General features: G+C 59.9%; 23 protein-coding genes and 1 pseudogene. 11 read left to right on the top strand and 13 right to left on the bottom strand.

What is annotated here, in order from left to right:
• Positions 1–41: 41 nt before the first annotated feature.
• The 7 genes from gltA to ACX17K_RS19690 form a co-directional block, all read right to left on the bottom strand.
• The gene (gltA, locus tag ACX17K_RS19720; RefSeq protein WP_493776100.1) at positions 42–1,349 is read right to left on the bottom strand and encodes a citrate synthase; all 1,308 of its coding nucleotides are present in this window, start codon (positions 1,347–1,349) and stop codon (positions 42–44) included.
• 33 nt (positions 1,350–1,382) lie between these two features.
• Positions 1,383–1,631, bottom strand: coding sequence for an FAD assembly factor SdhE (locus ACX17K_RS19715; RefSeq protein ID WP_231153160.1), 249 nt, complete (start codon positions 1,629–1,631; stop codon positions 1,383–1,385).
• Positions 1,628–2,338: a succinate dehydrogenase iron-sulfur subunit gene (locus ACX17K_RS19710; RefSeq protein ID WP_021478551.1), complete on the bottom strand. Its 711-nt coding sequence runs from the start codon at positions 2,336–2,338 to the stop codon at positions 1,628–1,630. The genes ACX17K_RS19715 and ACX17K_RS19710 overlap by 4 nt, the downstream gene beginning before the upstream one ends.
• 13 nt (positions 2,339–2,351) lie before the next feature.
• Positions 2,352–4,127, bottom strand: coding sequence for a succinate dehydrogenase flavoprotein subunit (sdhA, locus tag ACX17K_RS19705; RefSeq protein WP_493776099.1), 1,776 nt, complete (start codon positions 4,125–4,127; stop codon positions 2,352–2,354).
• On the bottom strand, positions 4,127–4,471 hold the full coding sequence (gene sdhD, locus ACX17K_RS19700) for a succinate dehydrogenase, hydrophobic membrane anchor protein (protein ID WP_046155357.1): 345 nt from the start codon (positions 4,469–4,471) through the stop codon (positions 4,127–4,129). The genes sdhA and sdhD overlap by 1 nt, the downstream gene beginning before the upstream one ends.
• Positions 4,465–4,842 (bottom strand): succinate dehydrogenase, cytochrome b556 subunit, encoded by a 378-nt coding sequence (sdhC, locus tag ACX17K_RS19695; RefSeq protein ID WP_021478554.1) that lies wholly within the window; start codon positions 4,840–4,842, stop codon positions 4,465–4,467. The genes sdhD and sdhC overlap by 7 nt, the downstream gene beginning before the upstream one ends.
• Before the next feature lie 217 nt (positions 4,843–5,059).
• The gene (locus tag ACX17K_RS19690) at positions 5,060–5,794 is read right to left on the bottom strand and encodes a GntR family transcriptional regulator (RefSeq protein ID WP_493776098.1); all 735 of its coding nucleotides are present in this window, start codon (positions 5,792–5,794) and stop codon (positions 5,060–5,062) included.
• A gap of 198 nt (positions 5,795–5,992) precedes the next feature.
• Between ACX17K_RS19690 and ACX17K_RS19685 the strand changes: the two genes are divergently transcribed.
• The 3 genes from ACX17K_RS19685 (at position 5,993) to lysS (ending at position 9,792) form a co-directional block, all read left to right on the top strand.
• Positions 5,993–6,973: a malate dehydrogenase gene (locus ACX17K_RS19685; protein ID WP_021478556.1), complete on the top strand. Its 981-nt coding sequence runs from the start codon at positions 5,993–5,995 to the stop codon at positions 6,971–6,973.
• A 112-nt stretch (positions 6,974–7,085) separates the two neighbouring features.
• Positions 7,086–8,193, top strand: a protein-coding gene (prfB, locus tag ACX17K_RS19680) for a peptide chain release factor 2 (RefSeq protein ID WP_104946273.1) whose coding sequence is annotated in 2 segments (ribosomal slippage) — positions 7,086–7,169 and positions 7,171–8,193 — 1,107 coding nt in all. Because the reading frame shifts where the segments join, the coding sequence is not laid out codon by codon here.
• A 90-nt stretch (positions 8,194–8,283) separates the two neighbouring features.
• Positions 8,284–9,792, top strand: coding sequence for a lysine--tRNA ligase (lysS, locus tag ACX17K_RS19675; RefSeq protein ID WP_493776097.1), 1,509 nt, complete (start codon positions 8,284–8,286; stop codon positions 9,790–9,792).
• 130 nt (positions 9,793–9,922) lie between these two features.
• Here the strand turns inward: lysS and ACX17K_RS19670 are convergent, their stop codons facing one another.
• On the bottom strand, positions 9,923–11,605 hold the full coding sequence (locus ACX17K_RS19670; RefSeq protein WP_493776096.1) for a flagellar assembly protein A: 1,683 nt from the start codon (positions 11,603–11,605) through the stop codon (positions 9,923–9,925).
• Between the two features lie 509 nt (positions 11,606–12,114).
• Between ACX17K_RS19670 and ACX17K_RS19665 the strand changes: the two are divergent.
• Together ACX17K_RS19665 and ACX17K_RS19660 are read left to right on the top strand one after the other, a co-directional pair.
• A pseudogene (locus ACX17K_RS19665) lies at positions 12,115–12,450 on the top strand (amino acid--tRNA ligase-related protein); the annotation flags it as partial.
• 181 nt (positions 12,451–12,631) lie between these two features.
• Complete coding sequence (locus tag ACX17K_RS19660; RefSeq protein WP_493776095.1) at positions 12,632–14,350, top strand: hypothetical protein; 1,719 nt, start codon at positions 12,632–12,634, stop codon at positions 14,348–14,350.
• Between the two features lie 595 nt (positions 14,351–14,945).
• On the opposite strand, the gene ACX17K_RS19655 is transcribed toward ACX17K_RS19660, so the two are convergent.
• Positions 14,946–15,209, bottom strand: a complete 264-nt coding sequence (locus ACX17K_RS19655; RefSeq protein ID WP_046155361.1) for a helix-turn-helix domain-containing protein — start codon at positions 15,207–15,209, stop codon at positions 14,946–14,948.
• Positions 15,210–15,479: 270 nt separating this feature from the next.
• Between ACX17K_RS19655 and ACX17K_RS19650 the strand changes: the two genes are divergently transcribed.
• Positions 15,480–15,896, top strand: coding sequence for a DUF1484 domain-containing protein (locus tag ACX17K_RS19650; RefSeq protein WP_493776094.1), 417 nt, complete (start codon positions 15,480–15,482; stop codon positions 15,894–15,896).
• A gap of 531 nt (positions 15,897–16,427) precedes the next feature.
• Here the strand turns inward: ACX17K_RS19650 and ACX17K_RS19645 are convergent.
• Positions 16,428–17,165 carry an SDR family oxidoreductase gene (locus ACX17K_RS19645; RefSeq protein ID WP_493776093.1) on the bottom strand — a complete coding sequence of 246 codons (738 nt, stop codon included), beginning with the start codon at positions 17,163–17,165 and terminating at the stop codon, positions 16,428–16,430.
• A 104-nt stretch (positions 17,166–17,269) separates the two neighbouring features.
• Between ACX17K_RS19645 and ACX17K_RS19640 the strand changes: the two genes are divergently transcribed.
• The 5 genes from ACX17K_RS19640 (at position 17,270) to ACX17K_RS19620 (ending at position 21,017) form a co-directional block, all read left to right on the top strand.
• Positions 17,270–18,199 (top strand): AraC family transcriptional regulator, encoded by a 930-nt coding sequence (locus tag ACX17K_RS19640; RefSeq protein ID WP_493776092.1) that lies wholly within the window; start codon positions 17,270–17,272, stop codon positions 18,197–18,199.
• 238 nt (positions 18,200–18,437) lie between these two features.
• On the top strand, positions 18,438–18,851 hold the full coding sequence (locus tag ACX17K_RS19635) for a GFA family protein (RefSeq protein ID WP_493776091.1): 414 nt from the start codon (positions 18,438–18,440) through the stop codon (positions 18,849–18,851).
• Positions 18,852–19,280: 429 nt separating this feature from the next.
• Positions 19,281–20,018, top strand: a complete 738-nt coding sequence (locus ACX17K_RS19630) for a hypothetical protein (protein ID WP_493776090.1) — start codon at positions 19,281–19,283, stop codon at positions 20,016–20,018.
• Between the two features lie 60 nt (positions 20,019–20,078).
• On the top strand, positions 20,079–20,390 hold the full coding sequence (locus tag ACX17K_RS19625; protein WP_493776089.1) for a hypothetical protein: 312 nt from the start codon (positions 20,079–20,081) through the stop codon (positions 20,388–20,390).
• A gap of 150 nt (positions 20,391–20,540) precedes the next feature.
• Complete coding sequence (locus ACX17K_RS19620) at positions 20,541–21,017, top strand: hypothetical protein (RefSeq protein WP_493776088.1); 477 nt, start codon at positions 20,541–20,543, stop codon at positions 21,015–21,017.
• 292 nt (positions 21,018–21,309) lie between these two features.
• On the opposite strand, the gene ACX17K_RS19615 is transcribed toward ACX17K_RS19620, so the two are convergent.
• From ACX17K_RS19615 to ACX17K_RS19605, 3 genes are all read right to left on the bottom strand, one after another.
• The gene (locus ACX17K_RS19615; RefSeq protein ID WP_493776087.1) at positions 21,310–22,407 is read right to left on the bottom strand and encodes a CV39L family lectin; all 1,098 of its coding nucleotides are present in this window, start codon (positions 22,405–22,407) and stop codon (positions 21,310–21,312) included.
• Between the two features lie 334 nt (positions 22,408–22,741).
• Positions 22,742–23,155: a hypothetical protein gene (locus tag ACX17K_RS19610; protein ID WP_493776086.1), complete on the bottom strand. Its 414-nt coding sequence runs from the start codon at positions 23,153–23,155 to the stop codon at positions 22,742–22,744.
• Positions 23,156–23,344: 189 nt separating this feature from the next.
• Entirely contained in the window at positions 23,345–23,602 is a 258-nt protein-coding gene (locus tag ACX17K_RS19605; protein ID WP_493776085.1) for a double zinc ribbon domain-containing protein, read from the bottom strand.
• Between the last annotated feature and the right edge of the window lie 108 nt (positions 23,603–23,710).

Raw genomic sequence — 23,710 nt, 5'->3', positions numbered from 1 at the left:
GCTGGCTGAAGCCCCCGCTTCAACCAACCCTGTCTTTCACATCAGCGCTTGGCGACTTCCACGAAGTCGCGGCGCGCGGCGCCGGTGTACAGCTGGCGCGGACGGCCGATCTTCATGCCCGGATCGCCGATCATCTCGTTCCAGTGCGCGATCCAGCCCACGGTGCGGGCCAGCGCGAAGATCGGGGTGAACATGGAAACCGGGATGCCGATCGCGGACAGCACGATGCCGGAGTAGAAGTCCACGTTCGGGTACAGCTTGCGCTCGATGAAGTACGGGTCGGACAGCGCGATCTTTTCCAGCTCCATCGACAGCTTGAACTTCGGATCGTTGTGCAGGCCCAGCTCGTTCAGCACTTCGTCGCAGGTCTGCTTCATGATGGCGGCGCGCGGGTCCATGTTCTTGTACACGCGGTGGCCGAAGCCCATCAGCTTGTAGCGCTTGTCCTTCACGCCCTGCATGAAGTCGGCGACATTGTCCACCGAGCCGATCTCGTCCAGCATCTTCAGCACGGCTTCGTTGGCGCCGCCGTGGGACGGGCCCCACAGGCAGGCGATACCGGCGGCGATACATGCGAACGGGTTGGCACCGGAAGAGCCGGCCAGACGCACGGTGGAGGTGGAGGCGTTCTGCTCGTGATCGGCGTGCAGGGTGAAGATGCGGTCCAGCGCGCGCGCCAGAACCGGGTTCACCTTGTACTCTTCGCACGGGGTGGAGAACATCATGTGCAGGAAGTTTTCCGCGTAGGTCAGGCCATTCTTCGGATACGAGAACGGCAGGCCCTTGTTGTAGCGGTAGGCTTGCGCGGCGATGGTCGGCAGCTTGGCCACCAGGCGGTGCGCGGAAATGCGGCGATGCTCCGGATTGGAGATGTCCAGCGAGTCATGGTAGAACGCGGACAGCGCGCCCACCACGCCGACCATCACGGCCATCGGGTGCGCGTCGCGGCGGAAGCCCTTGAACAGGCTCATCAGCTGGTCATGCAGCATGTTGTGGCGCATGATGCCGCGTTCGAAATCCTTGCGCTGCGCCGCGGTCGGCAGTTCGCCGTTCAGCAGCAGGTAGCACACTTCCAGATAGTCGCTCTTCTCGGCCAGTTGCTCGATCGGGTAGCCACGGTAATACAGGTGGCCCAGATCGCCGTCGATGAAGGTGATCTTGGATTCGCAGCTGGCGGTGGCCAGGAAACCCGGGTCGAAGGTGAACATGCCGGTTTTGCCAAAGGCGCGGATGTCGACAACATCCGGACCCAGCGAGCCCCCCAGGACCGGCAGGTCCAGGGTTTCCTTGCCCTCGTTGTAGCTGAGCGTGACTTTGCGATTAGTTTCCACAGCAATACTCCCAGTCATTATTTCATTGTTGTAATGGTTTGGGGTCGGCCATCACAGCGATCGCAGGATCGCCACGATGTCCATCAATTCCGGATCGTCGAGATCGGCCTTGCCGTTGACGACATCCAGAAAATCAGTGTCCGGCAGATCCAGCAGCTGCCGGTACGCGTCGATCTGGGCGGGCGCCAGTTGGTCGAACGGGCCGGCGAAGAACTTCTCCAGCACCAGGTCCAGTTCCAACAAGCCCCGCCTAGACCGCCAGCGGATCCGTTTCAGTTCGATCGGATCGTAAGTCGTCATACCGCACGCTTGACCATCAGGTCCTTGATCTTGCCGATCGCGCGGGTCGGGTTCAGGCCCTTCGGACACACGTCGACGCAGTTCATGATGCTATGGCAGCGGAACAGGCGGTACGGGTCTTCCAGGTTGTCCAGACGCTCGTTGGTGGCCTCGTCGCGGGTATCCGCGATGAAGCGGTAGGCGGCCAACAGGCCGGCCGGGCCGACGAACTTGTCCGGATTCCACCAGAACGACGGGCAGGACGTGGAGCAGCACGCGCACAGGATGCACTCGTACAGGCCGTCCAGCTCCTTGCGGTCTTCCGGCGACTGGCGGCGCTCGCGTTCCGGCGGCGGCGTGTCGTTGATCACGTACGGCTTGATCGAGTGGTACTGCTTGAAGAACTGCGCCATGTCCACGATCAGGTCGCGAACCACCGGCAGGCCCGGCAGCGGACGCAGCTCGATCGGCTGCTTCAGCGTGCGGAAGTCAGTCAGGCAGGCCAGGCCGTTCTTGCCGTTGATGTTCATCGCGTCCGAACCGCACACGCCTTCGCGACAGGAGCGGCGGAAGGACAACGTGTCGTCCTTGGTCTTCAGCTTGACCAGCGCGTCCAGCAGCTTGTGCTCGGTGGCGTCCATGTCCACGCTGATGTCCTGCATGTACGGCTTGGCATCCTTGTCCGGATCGTAGCGGTAGATGCGGAATTTGACGTTTTCGGTAGTCATCTCTGTTCAACCCTTAGTAGGAGCGGGCCTTCAACTTGATCGTGTCCACGGTCAGCGGCTTCATGTTCACCGGCTTGTACTGCAGGCGGTTGCCTTCGCGGAACCACAGCGTGTGCTTCAGCCAGTTCACGTCGTCGCGGCCGTTCGGCGTTTCCGGGGTGTCCGGCGCGTCGTCGCGCACGTGGGCGCCGCGGCTTTCGGTGCGGGCGTTGGCCGAAACCATGGTGGCCTTGGCCACTTCGATCAGGTTTTCCAGCTCCAGCGCTTCGATGCGGGCGGTGTTGAACACCTTGGACTTGTCGCCGATCTCGGTCTTGGCCACCATGTCGGCCACTTCCAGGATCTTCTCCACGCCCTCGGCCAGCATGTCCTTGAAGCGGAACACGCCGCAGTGGGCCTGCATCACGCGTTGCATCTCGGCGCGGGCGTCATGCACCTGCACCCCGTTGGTCTGGTTGTCCAGACGGGCGACGCGGGCGACCGAGCGCTCGACATCCGCCGTCGCCAGCTGCGGCAGGTCTTCCGGCTGCTGCTTGATGAATTCGATGATCGAGTTGGCCGAGCTCTTGCCGAAGACCAGCAGGTCCAGCAGCGAGTTGGTGCCCAGGCGGTTGGCGCCGTGCACCGACGCGCACGCCACTTCGCCGGCGGCGTAGAAGCCGTGCACCGGCTGGCCGTCGATCACCACTTCGCCGTGGTAATTGGTGGGGATGCCGCCCATCTGGTAGTGGCAGGTCGGCACCACCGGGATCGGGGCCTTGATCGGGTCCACGCCGGCGAACTTGATCGAGATCTCGCGGATGCCCGGCAGCTTGGACATGATCACCTCGGGGTCGAGGTGGGTGATGTCCAGCAGCACGTGGTCCTTGTTCGGACCGCAGCCGCGGCCTTCGTTGATCTCGGACACCATCGCGCGCGACACCACGTCGCGGGAGGCCAGGTCCTTGGCGTTCGGCGCGTAGCGCTCCATGAAGCGCTCGCCGGAGCTGTTGCGCAAAATGCCGCCTTCGCCGCGCACGCCTTCGGTGATCAGCACGCCCGCGCCGGCCACGCCGGTCGGGTGGAACTGCCAGAACTCCATGTCTTCCAGCGGGATGCCGGCGCGGGCGGCCATGCCCAAGCCGTCGCCGGTATTGATGAAGGCGTTGGTGGACGAGGCGAAGATGCGGCCGGCGCCGCCGGTGGCGAACAGGGTGGCCTTGGCCTGGAACACCACGATTTCCGAAGTTTCCATTTCCATGGCGACAACGCCCTGCACACGGCCTTCGGCGTCGCGGATCAGGTCCAGCGCCATCCACTCGACGAAGAAGTGGGTATTGGCGCGCACATTGCGCTGGTACAGCGCGTGCAGCATCGCGTGGCCGGTGCGGTCGGCGGCGGCGCAAGCGCGGCGGACCGGCTTGCCTTCGCCGAAGTCGGACATGTGGCCGCCAAACGGACGCTGGTAGATGGTGCCGTCCGGATTGCGGTCGAACGGCATGCCGAAGTGCTCAAGCTCGACCACCACTTTCGGGGCTTCGCGGCACATGAATTCGATCGCGTCCTGGTCGCCCAGCCAGTCCGAACCCTTGACGGTGTCGTACATGTGCCAGTGCCAGTTGTCCGGCTCGGAATTGCCGAGCGAAGCGGACACGCCGCCCTGGGCGGCTACGGTATGGGAACGGGTCGGGAACACCTTGGACAGCACGGCGGTCTTCAGACCAGCTTCCGACAGTTGCAGCGCGGCTCGCATGCCGGCGCCGCCGGCGCCCACGACTACCGCATCAAAATGACGAACAGCTACGCCCATTACAGCCCCCAGACCACTTTAACGGAATAGATGAAACAGGAAACCAGCCAGACGATGGTGAACACGTGCAGCGCCAGGCGGATACCCACCGGCTTCACGTAGTCCATCCACACGTCGCGGATGCCCACCCATACGTGCAGGAACAGCGCCAACAAGGTCACCTGGGTGAACAGCTGGACCCAGGCGTGGCTGAACAGAGACTTCCAGCCTTCGTAGCCGGACGGCAGCGCCAGCATGAACAACGCCAGGGCCACGGTGTAGAGCACCATCACCACGGCGGTGACGCGCTGCATGATCCAATCGCGCAGGCCATAGCCGGCGCCGACGACGTGACGGTTTACCATAGAGCGATACCTCCCAGGACCACGGTCAGCACCAGGCTGACGACCAGCACGGTCTTGGCGGTGGCGCGGGCGGTCTCGAGTTCGAGACCTTTGTGAATGTCGAGAAACAGGAAACGGATGCCTGCACAGAAGTGATGCAGGTAGGCCCAGATCAGGCCCAGCAAGACCAGCTTCATCAGCGGGTGGGACACTACCGCCTTGTAGGTGTCGAACGATTCGGCGGAGCTCAGCGAACCGTGCAGCAGATAGATCAACAGCGGGAGGGAAAAGAACAACGCCACACCACTGACCCGGTGCAGGATGGAGACGAAACCCGGAACGGGCAGTCTGATCCTGGCCAAGTCCAGATGCTTCGGTCTTTGCTTCTGCATAAGGCTTTCCTTGGATGTTTTGTGACCAAGTGGTTTACATGACGCCCGCCCACCGCGAGCGAAGCGCCTGGCGGACCCGTCCTTTTTCCTGGGAGCGGTATCCGCCTTTACCTGGCATATTGCGCAATTCATTCGCAATATGCGCCGGGGATTCTAACAAATGTTGGTCTATCCCGCTGGCCGCTGACCTCTTAATCTACGTCAAGGACAACGGCGTTCAGTTGTGTTTCACTGTATAAGCCAGCTGGTGCGTCAGGCAGTAGCGCTGCCGCCACTCCAGCGGGCGGTCGTTCATGTCCGCCGACAGCCGCAGCAGGCACAGGGCCGGCACGTCGGCCACCATACCGGTCACGCCCAGCAGCCCCGCCTCCTCGCGCGGCAGCATCTCGGCGCGGAACTGCTCGCACACCACCTTCACCCGCACGCCGAAGCGCTGCTGCAGCGTGGCGTACACGCCGGCCGAATTGCGCAGCCAGCGCGCGTCCATGCCGTCGAACCACTCCGCCGGCAGCAGCGCGTCGTCCAGCGCCACCGGCGCGCCATGCCAACGCCACAGCTGGCGAATTCTCAATAAAGGCGCAAGACGCCGCAATTGCAAAGCCTCGGCGATGTCCTCGCTGGCATTCAGCCGGGACATGCCGAGAAATTCCCTGACCAGTTCGTCCGGCCGCTCGGAAAACAGGCCCGGCGTCAGCAGCGAGGCCTCGCCCCAATCGCCCGGCACCGGCGCCATGTAGGTGCCCCTGCCCTGCTGGCGGTACAGCAAGCCCGCGTCCACCAGCTCCGACAGCGCCTTCCTCACCGTGCCCTGGCTCGCGCCAAGCTCGTCGGCCAGCTCCCATTCGCTGGGCAGCGCGTCGTGCGCCTGCCATTCGCCGCCGCTCATGCGCTGCATCAGCAGCTGTTTGACCTGAGCATAAAGCGGCTGTCTTTTCAGCGTATTGGCTGTCATGGTCTGTGTTTTAACACCAAACAATTCCAGCGTAAAGATAAGTCTTATATAAGACATAAGACTCAAACGATTGTTTAACGACATATTCTTGACAGATAACCCAAATCGATAAACAGCCGTGATACACTCCAGGCCACATCTATACTGCAGAGCACCATCTGCAGCTCATTATCGGATACATCAAAGGAGAGTCCGCCAATGAAAGCCCCCGTTCGCGTTGCCGTTACCGGCGCTGCCGGCCAGATCGGCTACAGCCTGCTGTTCCGCATTGCCAGTGGAGAAATGCTGGGCAAGGATCAACCGGTCATTCTTCACCTGCTGGACCTGCCGCAGGCTCAAACCGCGCTGAAGGGCGTGATGATGGAGCTGGAAGACTGCGCCTTCCCGCTGCTGGCCGGCATGGTAGCCACCGACGACCCGAACGTGGCCTTCAAGGATGTGAAGGTCGCCCTGCTGGTCGGTGCCCGCCCGCGCAGCAAGGGCATGGAGCGCAAGGACCTGCTGGAAGCCAACGGCGCCATCTTCACCGTTCAGGGCAAGGCGCTGAACGACCACGCCGCCCGCGACGTCAAGGTGCTGGTGGTGGGCAACCCGGCCAACACCAACGCCTGGATCGCGATGAAGTCGGCTCCGGATCTGGATCCGAAAAACTTCACCGCCATGTTGCGTCTTGACCACAATCGCGCGCTGTCGCAAATCGCCGCCAAGACCGGCAAGCCGGTGGCCTCGATCGAGAAGCTGGCCGTATGGGGCAACCACTCGCCGACCATGTACGCCGACTACCGCTTCGCCACCATCGACGGCCAATCGGTTAAAACCCTGATCAACGACGACGTGTGGAACCGCGACGTGTTCCTGCCCACCGTGGGCAAGCGCGGCGCCGCCATCATCGAAGCGCGCGGCCTGTCCTCCGCCGCCTCCGCCGCCAACGCCGCCATCGACCACATCCACGACTGGGTGCTGGGCAGCAACGGCAAGTGGGTGACCATGGGCATTCCGTCCGACGGTTCCTACGGCATCCCGGAAGGCGTGATGTACGGCGTACCGGTTGTATGCGAAAATGGCGAATACAAACGTGTAGAAGGCCTGGAGATCGACGCGTTCAGCCGCGAGCGGATGGACCTGACCCTGGCCGAGCTGGAAGAAGAGCGCGCAGCCATCGCTCACCTGTTTGGCTGATTTTCCGGCCTGACCGAAGAGAAGCGCACCAAACGGTGCGCTTTTTGTCTTTGGTCAAACCGCGAAAATACATTTGAATTTACTAATACAGACTGCCATTTGGAGCGAAAGCATGATCGAAGTTGAAGTTTTGAACCAAATCGCGGCCAAAATCGAAGACCTGGCCGCCCGTGCCGCCGATATTCGGGGGTATCTTTGACTACGACGGTAAAAAAGACCGTCTGGAAGAAGTAAGCCGCCTGACCGAAGACCCGGATATCTGGAACGACCCCAAAAAGGCGCAGGATCTGGGCCGCGAGCGCAAACAGCTGGAAGACGTGGTGCTGGTGCTGGACAGCATCAACGCCACCATCGGCGACAGCCGCGAACTGTTCGACATGGGCAAGAGCGAGGAAGACGACGACACCATCCTCGCGGTGCAGGCCGATCTGGAAGAAGTGGAAGAAAAAGTGGCGAAGATGGAATTCCGCCGCATGTTCCACGACCCGATGGACCCCACCAACTGCTTCATCGACATCCAGGCCGGCGCCGGCGGCACCGAAGCCCAGGACTGGGCCGGCATGCTGCTGCGCATGTACACCCGCTACGCCGAACGCAAGGGCTTCAAGGTGGACGTGCTGGAACTGTCCGAAGGCGAAGTGGCCGGCGTCACCAGCGCCACGCTGAAGATCGAGGGCGAATACGCCTACGGCCTGCTGCGCACCGAAGTGGGCGTGCACCGCCTGGTGCGCGTGTCGCCGTTCGACTCCAACGCCCGCCGCCACACCTCGTTCTCGTCCGTCTTCGTCTACCCCGAGGTGGACGACAGCTTCGAGATCGACATCAACCCGGCGGACGTGCGCACCGACACCTACCGCGCCTCCGGCGCCGGCGGTCAGCACATCAACAAGACCGACTCCGCCGTGCGTCTGACCCACATCCCGACCAACATCGTGGTGCAGTGCCAGAACGACCGTTCCCAGCACCGCAACCGCGACGAGGCCTGGCAGATGCTGCGCGCCAAGCTGTACGAGCTGGAGCTGAAGAAGCGCAACGAGGCCAAGCAGGCGCTGGAAGACACCAAGACCGACGTGGGCTGGGGCCACCAGATCCGCTCCTACGTGTTCGACCAGTCCCGCATCAAGGATTTGCGCACCAGCTACGAAGTGGGCAACATCAAGGGCGTCATGGACGGCGACCTGGACGGCTTCATCGAAGCCAGCCTCAAGCACGGCGTCTAAGCCATATCGGGCCGGCCCCTTCGCGGGGCCGGCCTTCGCGTTGTACTTTTAGTTAATTGCCGAAGGAACCCTACCCGGCACGGAGTCATCATGTCTGATCACGAACAAGCACAGGCGCAAAGCCAAGACGAAAACCAGATCATGGCGGAACGCCGCCTGAAACTGAAAGCGATCCGCGAAAAAGGCATCGCCTACCCCAACGACTTCAAACGCAGCCACTTCGCCAAACCGCTGCAGGACGACCACGCCGCCAAAGAAGCGGAAGCGCTGGAAGCCGAGAAAATCGAAGTCGCCGTCGCCGGCCGCATGATGCTTAAACGTGTGATGGGCAAAGCCAGCTTCGCCACCCTGCAGGACAGCAGCGGCCGCATCCAAGCCTTCATCTCCCGCGACAACGTGGGCGAAGACGTCTACGCCGACTTCAAGCGCTGGGACCTGGGCGACATCATCGCCGTCAAGGGCGTGCTGTTCAAGACCAAGACCGGCGAACTGACGGTGCAGGCGACCGAAGTGCGCATGCTGTCGAAGAACATCCGTCCCCTGCCGGAAAAATTCCACGGCATCGCCGACCAGGAAACCAAGTACCGCCAGCGCTACGCCGACCTCATCATGAGCGAGGAAAGCCGCGACACCTTCATCAAGCGCTCCAAGATCGTGCAGAAAGTGCGCGACGTGATGGTGGGCGAAGGCTACCTGGAAGTGGAAACCCCGATGATGCACCCGATTCCGGGCGGCGCGTCGGCCAAGCCGTTCGTCACCCACCACAACGCCCTGGACATGCCGCTCTACCTGCGCATCGCCCCGGAGCTGTACCTGAAGCGTCTGGTGGTGGGCGGCCTGGAACGCGTGTTCGAGATCAACCGCAACTTCCGCAACGAGGGGATGAGCACGCGCCACAACCCCGAGTTCACCATGATCGAGTTCTACGAAGCGTATAGCGACTACCAGCGCATGATGGAGATGACCGAAACCATCATCCGCGAGTGCGCGCTGGTTTCCTGCGGCGCCACCACCGTGACCTACCAAGGCAAGGAAGTGGACCTGGGCAAGCCGTTCGACCGCTTCACCATCGTGGAAGCGATCAAGCACTACAACCCGCAATACACCGACGCGCAACTGTCCGACTCCGCCTGGGTGGCCAGCGAAATCAAGCGCCTGGGCGGCAAGCTGCCCCCGGCCCCGGGCCTGGGCAGCCTGCAACTGGCGCTGTTCGAAGAATGCGCCGAGTCCCTGCTGTGGAACCCGACCTTCATCATCGACTACCCGGTGGAAGTGTCCCCGCTGGCGCGCGGCTCCGACACCCAGCCGGGCCTGACCGAGCGTTTCGAGCTGTTCATCGTCGGCCGCGAGCACGCCAACGGCTACTCCGAGTTGAACGATCCGGAAGACCAGGCCGCGCGCTTCCAGGCACAGGTTGCACAGAAGGACGCCGGCGACGACGAGGCGATGCACTACGACGCCGACTACATCCGCGCGATGGAATACGGCCTGCCGCCGACCGGCGGTTGCGGCATCGGCATCGACCGCCTGGTGATGCTGCTGACCGATGCGCCGTCTATCCGCGACGTCATTCTCTTCCCGCACATGCGCCCCGAATAAGCGTTTGGCAGAAGTGAAATGTAAAGAAGCCGCTCACCGAAAGGTGGGCGGCTTTTTCTTGTCAGGCGCCGTGCGGAAGGCGCAGCTTGCAAAGCCGTGCAATCGTCGCCATGGCTGACGGCGCCCGCATTCAGCTTGAACGGCGAGTGGTGTAACGCCAGATGAAGCAGCCCTCGTGATCGGCAAACAATTGCACGGTCTGGGCATCGGATGTGCGCAAGCGTGTCCGCAATTTATCCGGAGGAAGCGTGGCCAGAGCGGGAGCCTCGACAGGCAGCGTCAACGCGCGGACCACGGTTTCGCCGCTGAGCTCGTCTAATTTGCAGCGTATGCCGGCCTCGGCGGCTTCGCGCGCGGCGGCCAGCTCCTCCACCTGAGCGCGGATGGCGGCTTGCGCGTCCTGAAGCGACTTCAAGCCGGCATTGAGCTGGCTGAATTGCTTGAGCTTGGGCGCAAGTTGTTCCGACATGCGTTTCCAGCCGGCTTGCTGTTCCGCGGACAGTTGCAGCTCGCCTTTTTTCAGGCGGGCCGCCAAGCCGACATAACGCTTGAACTCCTCGGTTTCCATCAGCGCCGCCCGCGCTTTTTGTATCGCGTCCACCTTTTGCAGGCAGTCTTGCTGTTGCTGCTGCAAGGCTTCCAGCTTACGGACGAAACCGGATAAATCCGGCAGCAGCATGGAAATCGCCGTTTCCTGGTTGCCGCGCGCGCCAGCCTTGCCGATATGGAGTTGTTTGGCCGCGATGGCGCAAGCTATTCCCTGTCCGATATCCACATCCTCCGCAAGGATGATGCAGCCAGTCGCCTCGGCAATGCTCACTTTTTGGGCGATCACCAATGCATTTTCGGCGCGATTGAGCGTCACCTCGCCCTGCTCGGCTCGCACCTGGGCATTGGATACCAGGCCCTCCACACTGATAGGCCCCGCATCATTCAGCAAGGCGCCGCCCACTAGGTTCTGTTTCAGCACGATGCGCCCCCCGGTGGAACGAACCGTGCCGTACACATTGTTGAACATGGTCAGGTTTTTGCCGGTGACAATGCGACGCTCCTGCACTTCGCCGTGCTCTTCATATTCGTCGCCCTGCAAGGCCAAATCGCCGGTGGTGCGAACGCTGACGCCGTCCCGGTTGACGATTTTATCGACAACCGATATCTGGTTGGTGGCGCTGTCTATATTCAGGAAACCGTCGCAGACCGCGACGATGCATTCGTTGCCATCCTCGTCCAGCCTCACTTCGGTGCCGCTGCCGCCCAGCGTGCTCAATTCAAAGTCCCGGGCTTCGGCCGCGCTGATCAGGCCGCCATCGATGGCGCGTCCAGGCCGGCCGGGAATGCACGGCGTTTTCATCAACAGCACGGTATTCGCTTTGATCTGCGGATAGCGGTTCTGGAACTGCGCCAGATCGACGCGCCCGTCGGAGAGCCTGCGCGGATTGTCGTTGCGATGCATCGCCGCTGTCTGCTCTTTCACCCCGGCATCCACCCCGGGGATCGGGGGGCGCGCGCTGGCAATGCGGTAGCGGCCGGTCTTGCGCTGGGCGAGGATGTCGCCGATTTCCGCCTCGTTCAGCCCGAAGCGCACGCCTTGCTGCCATAGATAGGCAACCAGTTCGTCAAAGTCCAATTGAGCGGGAGCGGTGCAAACCTCTTCGCGGCTGCCGACGACGATATCCTGGCCGGCCGCATCCTTGCCATAGATCGGCACGTTAACGCTCTGCGTCAGGTAAATCGGCTCAAACAAATACTCCGCGCCCCCCTCCACCTCGGTGACGCCACGGTAGAGCGAGCGCCTTTCTTCCGGAAAAGGCACAATGGATTCCGCGATGCGTTGAAGCGGAGTGGAGGCGATGTTGGCCGGCTCAAATTCGTACACATAATGGCAGAGCTGCGTGTAATTGAGCCCGGAGAGATAAAAGCCGGCCGCAAACAGCTGGTCTATCGCTTGGCGGCAGCGTCCCTCTGTGGCCAAGATGCCCGGCGCGACGAAAAGTCCATCGGCCCGAACCTGAAAAAAGTCGGACAACGTCAGCGGCTGGCTGGAATCGGATGCTTGGCCAGTTCCGGAAGGCGGGGTTTTCTGGGGATCTGTCTGGCTTGCCATAATCTCGCCTGCCTAAGCTATTCGCGGAGTTTCCATCGCGGCTCCGGCTTGCGCGCAACCGGCGGCGACCGCCTGTTTGCTTGATATTTCAAACCGTCCCTGCACTAGAAAAGTAGCAAATTCCCGCCCGTTTTGCTGGCTCTGCGGCCGCTGCGCGCCAAGGCGCGGATGCCGCCTTCGCAGCCGATTCCGCCAAGACCGTCCTTCATCATCGCCCCCCGGTGAGGGCCTCCCCGCTGGCGCGCGGCTCCGACACCCAGCCGGGCCTGACCGAGTGTTTCCAGCTGTTCATCGTCGGCCGCGAGCACGCCAACGGCTACTCCGAGCTGAACGATCCGGAAGACCAGGCCGCGCGCTTCCAGACGCAAGTCGCCCAGAAGGACGCCGGCGACGACGAGGCGATGCACTACGACGCCGACTACATCCGCGCGATGGAATACGGCCTGCCGCCGACTGGTGGTTGCGGCATCGGCATCGACCGTTTGGTGATGCTGTTGACGGATGCGCCGTCTATCCGGGATGTGATCTTGCCCCCGCATATGCCTCCGGAGTAAGCTTTAGCAAGCTTACATTGGGCTAAAAAAAAAGCCGCTCACTGCAAGGTGGGCGGCTTTTTATGTAAATAGAAGCCGAAATAGTCCAACTTAAATCAACTGTCCTCTGCAAAACCAGAACGGTTCGTATGTAGTTTTTTTAATAGCCCCGAAGATTGATTAGGCTCAAAAGGAAAATCACATGGCGGTTGGGCAGTGCATATGGGGCGTTTGCTTTATCGCTCTAGATAGCAATGGGCAGAAATTTTTTGGTTTCTCGGAATTTATCGCGGGACTGGCCCTCGTGGTTTTAGTTTGGACAACTGCTGATGTCCGCTACCGGTTTCGAATCAGAACAGCCCCCATTCCACTACAAGGTTTGACATTCTCAGTAGTCGCTGCTCTCGGAATACTGACCTTGCTTACAGACCTCTGGCGTGCAGAACAGTGGCTAGTACCCAAAGGTAACCTCCTGACCCCTTCGTCGTGGCAAGCAATCTTGGGTGGGCTGTTCCTACTAACCTTCCTAACCTGGGTGTGGTTTGCGTTCATTCGACCACCTACATACGGTCCACGCAACGCTGAGCGCTTCGCACTAGCCCTATACCGATTCATTCTCAAGGGATCTTCAGCAGAGCTACCAGTCATCGCAGACGAACTTGCACATTCAGTTAGAGCACTCGTCCGCTACGCCCCCGACAAGGGCCTTCTGCAGAATGATTTACTTCGGCAAAAGGACGAAAAGGAAGCGCTCCGCAAGGTGGAGGGGTACGCCAATGACCTGCTTCTGCTTATCGCAGATAAGAGGCTGTGTCGTGCAATCGTCGAGTCATCGCCGGGTACCGTGCTGGCTGTATTCCAAGCAATGGCAGATACGAACAAGTATGGTATCCAAATAGGGACTTTCGCCAAGAATATCGTCAATGAGGCGCTGGCAAACAAAGACTCTTTCCTCTATCACGAATCCGATGGCTACAAATCAGGCCTGATCGGCCATCACAAGCCTCTTAGCCAGGCAATATTCGCTAACTATAAAATGGTCGAAACAATTGGGACTCTGCTTGACGCCAACATATACGGAAAGAGTAAATGGGATGCCGAACAGTGGGAGGCTTACTGCAAGGTGGTATTGATAACCTTCGGTAGCTACATCAAAGAAGGGTATGAAGGCCATTCATTTGTACTGTATCGTGCCAAGAGCCACATCGAAAATGCAGCCTCCGATCTTTACACATTAAACGAGCTCACCAACATTTGGGATTCCGATTCGTTTCACCGCCTTCGTGTCGTTGTCGAATTCATCAAAAACGCAGTCAAGATTCTAGACGAGAATGGGGTTCCCGACCACATTCGTATTCGTGTGAGGGAGAAGCACGGCCATCCCCGTGAAACTTTTTACGATCACATAGCCAGCATGATCTTTGAGGTTATCTGCCACGCTTCAGCAGTCAGATCACCGCGCGGGGAATGTTGGACAATTCAGCACAACTCGTTATGGGGGGAGCTGTTCAACTTCAATCAGCTGGATGGCCCTGCCGGCAAGGTGGTGAAGTTCAAAGTACGGCGACTACTGTACGATGAAATAACCGACATGAAGCGCCTCCCTAATTTCAAAGGTGCAAAGATTCTCGGCTTCTGCCTGAACGTGATGGGGCTCACTATCAGACGAGGTAACAACAACAAGGACTGCCTTTCGCTTCAAAAGGCCATACTAGCATGGACGAAAAAGAATTTTGTCTGGCTGTACGAGTACAACCCACGCGTTGCCGAGGCATGCTTGGTTGAGGGTATAACATTTGATATGGAAAACCAACGATTAATATACACGTCTCCAGCGGAAGGGCTCAAACGCAAACCAAGCTACATCTACTTCGAACTTGACCCAGCACCTCTAGACACCAATGCTAAAACCTTGAACTAACCATCGTCCGTAGGTTCGGCCGAGCCACGTGATGCCCAACGTTTACCGCGCAATATGAATTGGTTTTGTGTCCGCTCCGCGGAAAAATGTTTAAGTGCCGGTTCCGCCCGGCAGGACGGGTCCATTTCTTTTGCTTCGCCAAAAGAAATGGACGAAAGAAAAGGTGCCCCAACAGCACTGCGAAACCCCGCCTCCGAAGCCTTTTCCAAAGCAGCTTGCACTGATGAGATAGGGGCAAGTCGGTTCGGTTCAAGTTACCGACTGACCGCACCCATGCGCTATTCATTGCTCGCAAAACGCGAATACGTTTGCGACGCGCCCCAATCCCTTCAAGCCTGCCGCCAGGTGGCAGGCCTGAGGTTTTAAGCGGCTGCATGTTTGAGTCCCGCGACGGTAGCGCGGGACGAGTACAGCCGCGCCTCGGGCCTGACGGGAACCGGCGGGTAGCCGCAGACTAAGCTTGCAGGGTGGCCGGGATACCGAGTGAGGTCATAAAGCAGGCAAACATCCCCTCCCTGCCACCGGGCAACCCGGCAATCCCAATCATCATCCGCTCAGCGGATTCCAAAGAACACATAACGGGTAAACCGTCCTACTACTTGCTCGCTTTGTCCAACAAGCCGCCAAACATCTCCGGGTCCACCAAGTCTCTCAACGCCACGCCCAGTGCGTCGGCCAATGCCCCCATGTTGTCGATGGAGACATTGCGCTCGCCGCGCTCAATCTCCGAAACATAGGTTCTGCTCATCCCCGCCTGCAAGGCCAACGCCTCCTGCGACACATCATGCAGGCGTCTGGCAATCCGCAGGTTGCGGGCGAAAACCGCACGGGCGGTTAAGGGTTTCGTTGTGTTTTCCATACCCCGATAGCATCAGCGCTTGCTAGCGCTCAAGCCACGCGGTATGATTTGCAAAATGTTAACTATAAGTGACTTTTTGATTGTTATTGATATCTTCATGACACTCATTATGTGCTATGAGCTGCTTTGACGGCCACACATGGAGGTGCTTATGCAGAAAATTCCCATTCCGTGATCTACGGCGCTTTGCCGCTGCCGCTCTGCCTTGACCACATCCAGAGCGTTGTCCACCCGACCACGACAACACGCAATCAAAATGAGGGTTTTGCCATGCCTAGCATCACCCGCAGTTCATCGCATCTCGCGTTTTCCCTGAACAACCATCATCCCACCCGCAGCCGTTGGCTGCTGCACAATCAAGTCCCCACCCATCCGCCCAGCCTGCTAGCCATGACCCGGCTGCACGAAGCCTTTGCCGCCTTGCAGGAACAGTTGGCCAGCAAGGATCAAGCCCAGATACGGGAGCCGGCCGCGCGCGTGGCACATTTGTGCCAGGACATCGAACAGGCGGTGGTGGAATCCATCTGCCACCTCGTCCACGGCCAGTTGGGTTTGCAGTCAGTCATCGAACTGCTCGCTTGCCTGGGAGACGATGTCCGCCTGCCTTCAAGCCGCATCACCGAGTTGCTGACACCGCTGGACAAACGCATGGGGGAGTCGCTGTCGCTGCTCACCCGCGTTTTGTAAGCCCCGCTCCATAAAAAACTACAGCCTGTCTGCTTCCCAGCGGCAGGCTGTTTTTGATTTCGTGGAATGCCAAGGCGGTGCAATGCCCGGCAGGAAGATGGCAGCATCCAATCGCTTCAGCCGGGTATTGCACCCTACGGCTGCTGCCAGCTATACGATCATTAAAACGATTACGACGCGCCCTTTTCCCCTTCGGCGCGCGCCGGTAAAAAAGCGTTGGGCGAGGCTTTAAGACGCCGGTTGTTCGACGCCGCGCGACGGTAGCGCGCGGCGAGTTCCGGCGGCTCCTCGCCCGACGCTTTTTTACCGGGATTTCGCGTGCAGAGGGGCGGCCTGGGATCGCCAAGGGGCTGGCCGCCCAGCCCCTGGCCCGTCCGCCGGGTGGAACCGGCACTCAATCATCGTCCGCGCAGCGGACTCCATACAAACCGCTGTTGCTTTGATTGGACCTCGACTGCGGCGCAATGCCCGGCTGGAAGATGGCCGCATCCAATCGTTTCAAGCCGGGTATTGCACCCTACGCTTCTGCACCTACCCCTGCGCGGTGGGGCGGATGATGATTTCACCCACGTCGACATCCGCCGGCTGCTCGATGGCAAACGCAATCGCCCGCGCCACCGCTTCCGGCGGCATCGCGAATGCCTCCATGCTGGCGGTGATCTGCGCTTTGACGGCCTGGTTGGTCATGGACTCTGCGAAATTGGTCCGCGTGAAACCCGGTGAAATCACCGTCACCCGCAGCTTGTCGCCCGCCTCCTGCCTCAAGCCTTCGGAGATCGCGCGCACGGCGGCCTTGCTTGCCGCATACACCGCCATATTCGGCAGGATGCGATGCGCAGCGGTGGAGGCGGTGTTGATGAAGTGGCCGAAGCCTTGCGCGCGAAACACCGGCAGCGCCGCATGAATGCCGTACAGCACGCCTTTGATGTTCACGTCCACCATGTCATCCCAATCGTCGATGCGCAATTCATCCAGCGGAGAGATGGGACCGACGCCGGCATTGTTGATCAATACATCCAGCTTGCCGTAGCGCGCGCATGCCAGTTGCACCAGCTGGGACAGGTCCTGCCGCCGCCTGACGTCCGCACATGCCCATGCGCAGCGCCCGCCCGCTTGCTCGATCCGCTCGGCCAGCTGGCGGAGGCGATATTCGCCGCGCGCGCCCAGCACCACTTTCGCTCCGCGCTCCGCCAACAACAACGCAGTTGCCGCGCCGATTCCGCTGCTCGCGCCGGTAATCACCATGACCTTGTCTTTGATGGCCGACATGATGCTCTCCTTGTCTCGTATCCAGAAGCATGCATGTTCGCCTGCCCATCCCGTTCAATCTATAATCAATTCAGCTAAATTATTTATTGATCGTACAAATTCATATGGACCCGCTCTCCGATGTCTTCCACCTGCTAAAAGTTGAAAGCGTGCTGTCGGCGCGGTTCGAGGCGCATGGCGCGTGGTCGCTGCGGTTTTCCGCTTATCAGCACATGAAATTCGGCGGCGTGCTGGCTGGCGCTTTCTGGCTGTGGTTCGAGGACGGCGCTCCGCCGCTCAGGCTGAACCAGGGCGATTTCTACCTGCTGACCCAAGGGCAGGCCTATTGCACCGGCAGCGATCCCTCGCTCGCGCCTGCCGATGGCCGCGCGGTGCTCGCTGCGAATCGTTGCGAGGACGGCATCGTGCGCTATGGCCAGGGCGGCGAAAGGGTCAGCGCGGCGGGTGGCCGTTTCGTTTTCGACTCGCACGCCAGCTGTCTCCTGCTGCAATCGCTGCCGCCGCTGATCCATATTCCGGCCGCGTCGGAAACCGCGCCGGCGCTGCACGCCACCTTGGATCTGCTGCGCTTGGAAACGGAAACCTCCCGCCCCGGCGCATCGGTTGCCGCGTCCAGCCTGGCCAATCTGGTGCTGGTGCAAGTGCTGCGCGCGCACCTGGCATCCGGCGCGCATGCGCCCGGCTGGCTGGGCGCGCTGGCCGATCCCAGGATAGGCAAGGCGCTGGGCCTGATGCATGCGGACGTGGCCCGGCACTGGAAAGTGGATGAACTCGCCGCGGCGGTGGCGATGTCGCGCACAGCGTTTTCCGAGCGTTTTCGCACTCGGGTAGGCATGACGCCCATCGACTACCTGACCCATTGGCGCATGGCCAAAGCCAAGGCCGCGCTGGAGGCGGGGCAAAGCATCGCAGCCGTCGCCGAGAGCACAGGCTATGGCTCGGAAGCCGCGTTCCATTCCGCATTCAAGCGGATTGTCGGGCAAAGCCCGGGACGCTATCGACGCCAGCCAAGCGCAGGGCCGGCCGGTAAATAGCCGATCTCATTTTACAAATGAACGGCGCCATTCCCGGCTGAACATGACCTGATCGGAATGTGGCTGGCGAGGCGTCCGCCAGCCAGAGCCATGTCCATGCGCCGGTACGGGCATCCCAGCCATCCCAGTCAACATGCTTCACACATGCATTCCAGGTGGATATAGTCTGCCGTATCACATCCCCTGCCACCATCGTTGGCTGCGGCATCAAACCAGCTCAATCCACACGGAGATGAATGTGACATCCAAATACACCGGGCAGTGCCTATGCGGTGAAATCCATTACTCAGTCGATGTCGAGCCCCTGTTTGCCGGCAACTGCCACTGCAAGGACTGCCAGCGCAGCTCGGGCAGCGCCTATATTCCAGCCATGCTGTTCCCGGAAAAAGAAGTGACGGTATCTGGAACAGCAAAGTATTTCGAGACCACGGCGGACAGCGGCAATACGCACGGCAGAGGCTTCTGTCCCAACTGCGGCTCCCAGCTGTTCGCCAAGTTCGGCGGTTTTCCCGGCATGCTGGGCATCAAGGCGGGCACGCTGAACGAAGCCTCGCTTTACGCCCCCAAGCTGGATTTCCACGTGGCCAGCGCCGCGGCTTGGGACTTCATGAATCCCCAGCTCCCCAAAAAACAAGGCGCGGCGCAAGGCTAGAGGCTTAGCTTATTTTTCCTATGGCTGGTTTGCATCCGCATCGCCAGCCATAGTCTGTTCACGCCTCCTGAATCCATGCATTCTGAAATGGGAACAGAAAGCGCCTATATCCGCTCAGTTCCTTCTCATTTCTGACATCGCCTTGGCTAATTCACATACCCATAGTTCAGCAAAATATACTACGCCATTAGATATTATCCGCAATGAACTACACGGAATAGAATTTCTACCTGTTTTCAATTCGCTTTAACAACAATCCTTTTCATGCTTGTCTAAATGATTAGCCTATCCTGTTGCAAAATCAGCAATCTGTTCACCCGCTCTAGCCACTTGCGCCCGCATTTAATGACAAATAAATACATGAATGGTAAATAGTCATCCTGGAAAGGCTGTCCCATCCCGTATCACTAACCCATTAAGGAATGCGCGATGAAAAAACTGCTGTATGCAATTGCCGCCTGCTGGATACTGTTTTCCTTGTCCGCCGAGGCGAAATCCATCACCTCCGGCCAAACCCTGGCTCTCAATCAAAGGGTTTACTCCGACAACGGGCAATATTTCCTCACCCTTCAATCTGACGGCAATCTGGTGTTCTACGGCCCCAGCGGCCCCTTATGGGCCTCCAATACCGTCGGCAGCGGCGCTATTCAGGGCATGATGCAGCCCAATGGCGTTTTCGTGCTCTATCGCCCCGGCAGCGCCGTGGTATGGCAGCTCAATACCGGCTGGGCTGGCTCCTTCCTCAATGTGCAGGACGACGGCAATCTGGTGTTCTATCGCTTCAAGCCGGTTTGGGACAGCCACACCAGCGATCCGGCCACCATGCAGAACCTGCCGTCGGTCATGTTCTGGCCGCCGGCGCACATCGCCCCCGGCAACAGCTACACGCTCGGCCAATACTTCCTGGTCTTCCAGACCGACGGCAATCTGGTGCTGTACAAGAACGGCAGCCAGGCGATCTGGTCCAGCGGCACCACCGGTTCCGGCGCCACCGATGTCTGGATGCAAACGGACGGCAACTTCGTGATCTACAACAATGGCCGCCCGGTATGGCAATCCAATACCGCCGGCACACCCAACCCGTTCCTGGCCTTGCAGGCCGATGGCAATCTGGTGGTCTACGGCCAGATTCCGGTATGGGACCGGCTCCACGGCCCGCTGCGGTAATACCGCTGACGCCATGGCAAGCATTCAGAGCCGCTGCCAGAGCGCTTCCAAGCACGATGGATGCGGCGGCCTCTGCGCGATAAGAATCAACAGCCAGGCGATGCGGCCTGGCTGTTTTGTTGCGAGCCGCCATCGATGCGCGTCTCAGCCTGCACGGTCAATCTCAGCCCGTTTTTGCCGGCCGGCGCCGGCCACAGCAGCGGCAATGGCTCGCGCCTGAGCCCTGCAGGCTATCTGCTCAATTCGCAACGCCTCCTTTGGATAGCGGCGGAGGCCATCAACGGCCCTTCCATCCGCTTTCTCAATCAGGTCCTGCGCAACAGACTCGCCATGCCTTGCATTGCCGACGCAAGCCAAAACACTCTCCTTTAGTACAGCGCCAAAAAATCCAAACGTCCTAAATTGACTTGACAGGCTTAAATCTCACCGACTTCAAACAAAAGACCGCTTCTTGCATCTTGGGCTCATCTCCACAGTCGCTCCATCACACCATCAGGGAGTACCAATATGGCAAACCATCACATGCTGAAATCCATCGCCGCGCTAATTTCACGCACAGTCTTGCTAGGCGCATTGACCATCGCCCTGGCTCCTGCGGCAGGAGCCGCGCCGTTAGCTGCAAAAAATAAAATCAAAAGACTAGACACAAACTGGACGCAATATGATGGACAACTGGTCACCGGCTCCGATTTTGGACGACAGTACATCATGCTCAATGGCTTGCTGGTCTGGATTCCTGACCCATCGACCCTGTACTCCGTATTTGGCTCGACACCCGCCACGTTGAATGACTATCTCGTCAAAAACGCTCCCTTAGGCGTTCCCCTCACCAGCGGCGCTTTGCTCGTCAGCGATGGCGTCAATATCTATTTGTTGAGCAATGGCACCAAGCAGCATGTCCCTTCTCCGGAGGTGCTTGCGCAATTTCACTTTGCGCCGGCAGTTCAAATTCCCGCACGCGTCCTGGCCCAAATTCCTAATGGCCCCGATGTAAACTAAAGCGTCTCATCCCATATGGGCATGGGGAGGCCAAACGCTCGCCATTCCCAGCCGCGCGCAATCGATCCCTTGCCATAAAACGGCAGCCAGCCCGCTCTTCTACGGTCTGGCTGTTTTTCTCGGGCAAAGCTTTCCAGGCGTCAGTGGAAAGCCAATCAGCAAGACGTCCTTATCCGCCGCCGGGCCCTGCTCTCACAATGCCGCGGCAAAAGACAAGCCCTCCTGATCACGGAGGGCCTGGTTTGGATTTCAGCCTGCTTGCGCAAGCCTGAACGCACGACTTATCACGGCATCACGATGCCCTGGGCAGCTCGAAACCGGCGTGCCACTTGCCTTCGGAGTCTTGCCACGACACCAGGTAGACATTGCCCTGCGCGTCGGTGCCGACTACCTGCAGAAAATGGCTGTTGCCATTGCCGGTCGCCAGTTGCGAGAAACTTCCGTTGTAGCCGGACGGTTGCGGCAGCGTCAGGCCGCCATGCCAGTTTCCGCCGCTGTCCTGCCACGAAACCAGGTAGGCCACGCCATTGCTGCCGATGCCGAACACTTGCAGGTAGTTGCTGTTGCTGTTGCCGATGCCGGTGACCAGCTTGGCGAAAGTGCCGTTGTAGCCGCTGGGTTTGGGCAGCGCGAAGCCGGGATGCCAGTTGCCGCCGTTGTCCTGCCAAGCAACCAGGTAGGCGTTGCCGTCGGTGCCGATGCCCAGCACTTGCAGGAAATTGCTGTTGCCGACGCCGGTGGCCAGTTGCGTGAAGGTACCACTGTAGCCGCTGGGCTTGGGCAGCGCGAAGCCCGGGCTCCACTGGCCCTGGGCGTTTTGCCAAGTCACCAGGTAAGCGTTGCCGTCATTGCCCACTCCCACCACTTGCAGGAAATGGTCGTTGCCGTTGCCGGTCGCCAGTTGCTGGAAACCGCCCGCGTAACCGCTGGGATTCGGCAGCGGCATGCCGGCATGCCAGTTGCCGCCATTGTCCTGCCAAGCCACCAGATACGGCGAGGATTCCACTCTGGCGCCGATCACCTGCAAGTAATTGCTGTTGCCTATCCCGGTCACCAGGGGGCCGCCGCTGTAGCCGCTCGGCTTGGGAAGCGGCATGCCGCCGTGCCATTTTCCGCTGCCGTCCTGCCACGAAACCAGGTAGGGATTGCCATCCTCGCCCGCGCCCAGCACCTGCAGATAATTGCTGTTGCCAACGCCGGTGATCAGCTGGAAGAAGTGCCCTTTAGGATAATCGGACGGAACCGGCAGCGCGAAGCCCGCGTGCCAGTTGCCGCCGGAATCTTGCCAGTCGGTCAGATAAGCGGTGTCCGTGATGTTGGCGAGTCCCAATACCTGAAGATAATTGCTGTTGCCGTTTCCAATAGCCAAACCATGAAATTGCGATGACATATTATTCACTCCTTGAGTTAAAACATGCATGCGACCTGGCAGCTCAGGGCTCGACGGCCATGACCGAGCTCCGCCACTCTAGACCGGAAAACAGTTTTCCAACCTATGCTTTAGAACTGAAAGGAATGGAGAGGCCATAGATATGCGGTTTCCACGTATCGTCTGCAGGCATGCCGCCTAGCCGCGCCGCAGATCAGCCACATGGATTGCCTTATCGACGGCCAGCCATGGCCGGTGCCCGGCTTCGGTGAGAATCAACCACTAGGCCCGCCTCCCGGCAGTCCCATGTCTTGCGCGACGGCGCCCATGCGGCATGGCGCACCTTCAGGCCGATTCAGCGTTCCCGCTGATACGCCTGCATCACCTCCAGGCTATGCGCCAACGACTGCGCCTGATTCCAGCAACCCATGTTTTTCGCGCTTTCTATCGCGCCGCGCGCTTCCGCCATCAGGTCGAAACGCTCGGGAAGCGGGTCGCCATAGCGGACGTTGAGTATCCGGATATCCATCGCCAAGTTCAGGCTGCGGCTCTCCTCCCGGTTGATCCGGCCCGCCTTCAGCAGCGCGCTGACCGCCGCTCTGCCTTCATCCGTGGTGAGGCTCCCCAAATCCAGCCTGTCAGGCGCCGGCGGCGGCGCTTCCACGCCCGCATCCGGCTTCCGCCGTCCGGCAAAAAAAGCGCGAAGGCGCTCAAGAATGGGCGCGTGATCAACCGGCTCATGCGACGGATGGATGGACAGAATGGACATGGCGGCGCTCCAAAGCGAGTCAACCAGGCGGAGCTTGCCGCTTTCATGCGGCAAGGGAATTCACGCCAGGCAATGCTTATATCATGACAAGCCCAGCATAGGCGCGGCCATACTCATCTTCAATTGGTTAATATACCTATTAGAAAATCAAATAAATATCAACCCTCTATCCCTATCGACGCTCCTAATTCAGCCCAATCCTGCCCCGCAGTTGGAACAGAACTTCGCCGCGGCGGCAGCCTCCTGCCCGCATGATCCGCAACGACGCGGAACCAACCCAGCGCCGCAATGCTGGCAGAACCGGGCGCCAGGGTCATTTCCTTGCCGGCAGCCAGGACAGCTGAGCAACTGCGGCTGCGCGGGCCGTTGAGTCGAGCGCTCGCCATGGTGTTCATGGCGTTCTTCGCGATGGTGATGGCGTCCAAACAATTTTCCGAAATGGCTCATTGCCCGTCTCTCTTTCATGTGGGTAGCGCCATGAAAATGCCTGTAGCCGCTAGAGGGTCAAGAGACAAGCCGCTTCGCGCGCCCCTTTTCTCCACGCCAAGCAATGCC

The sequence above is a fragment of the Chromobacterium sp. INPA-IVC genome (assembly GCF_059047085.1).
Note: the sequence above shows the minus strand (reverse complement) of the source record. Positions and strands in the feature narration are given on the sequence as shown.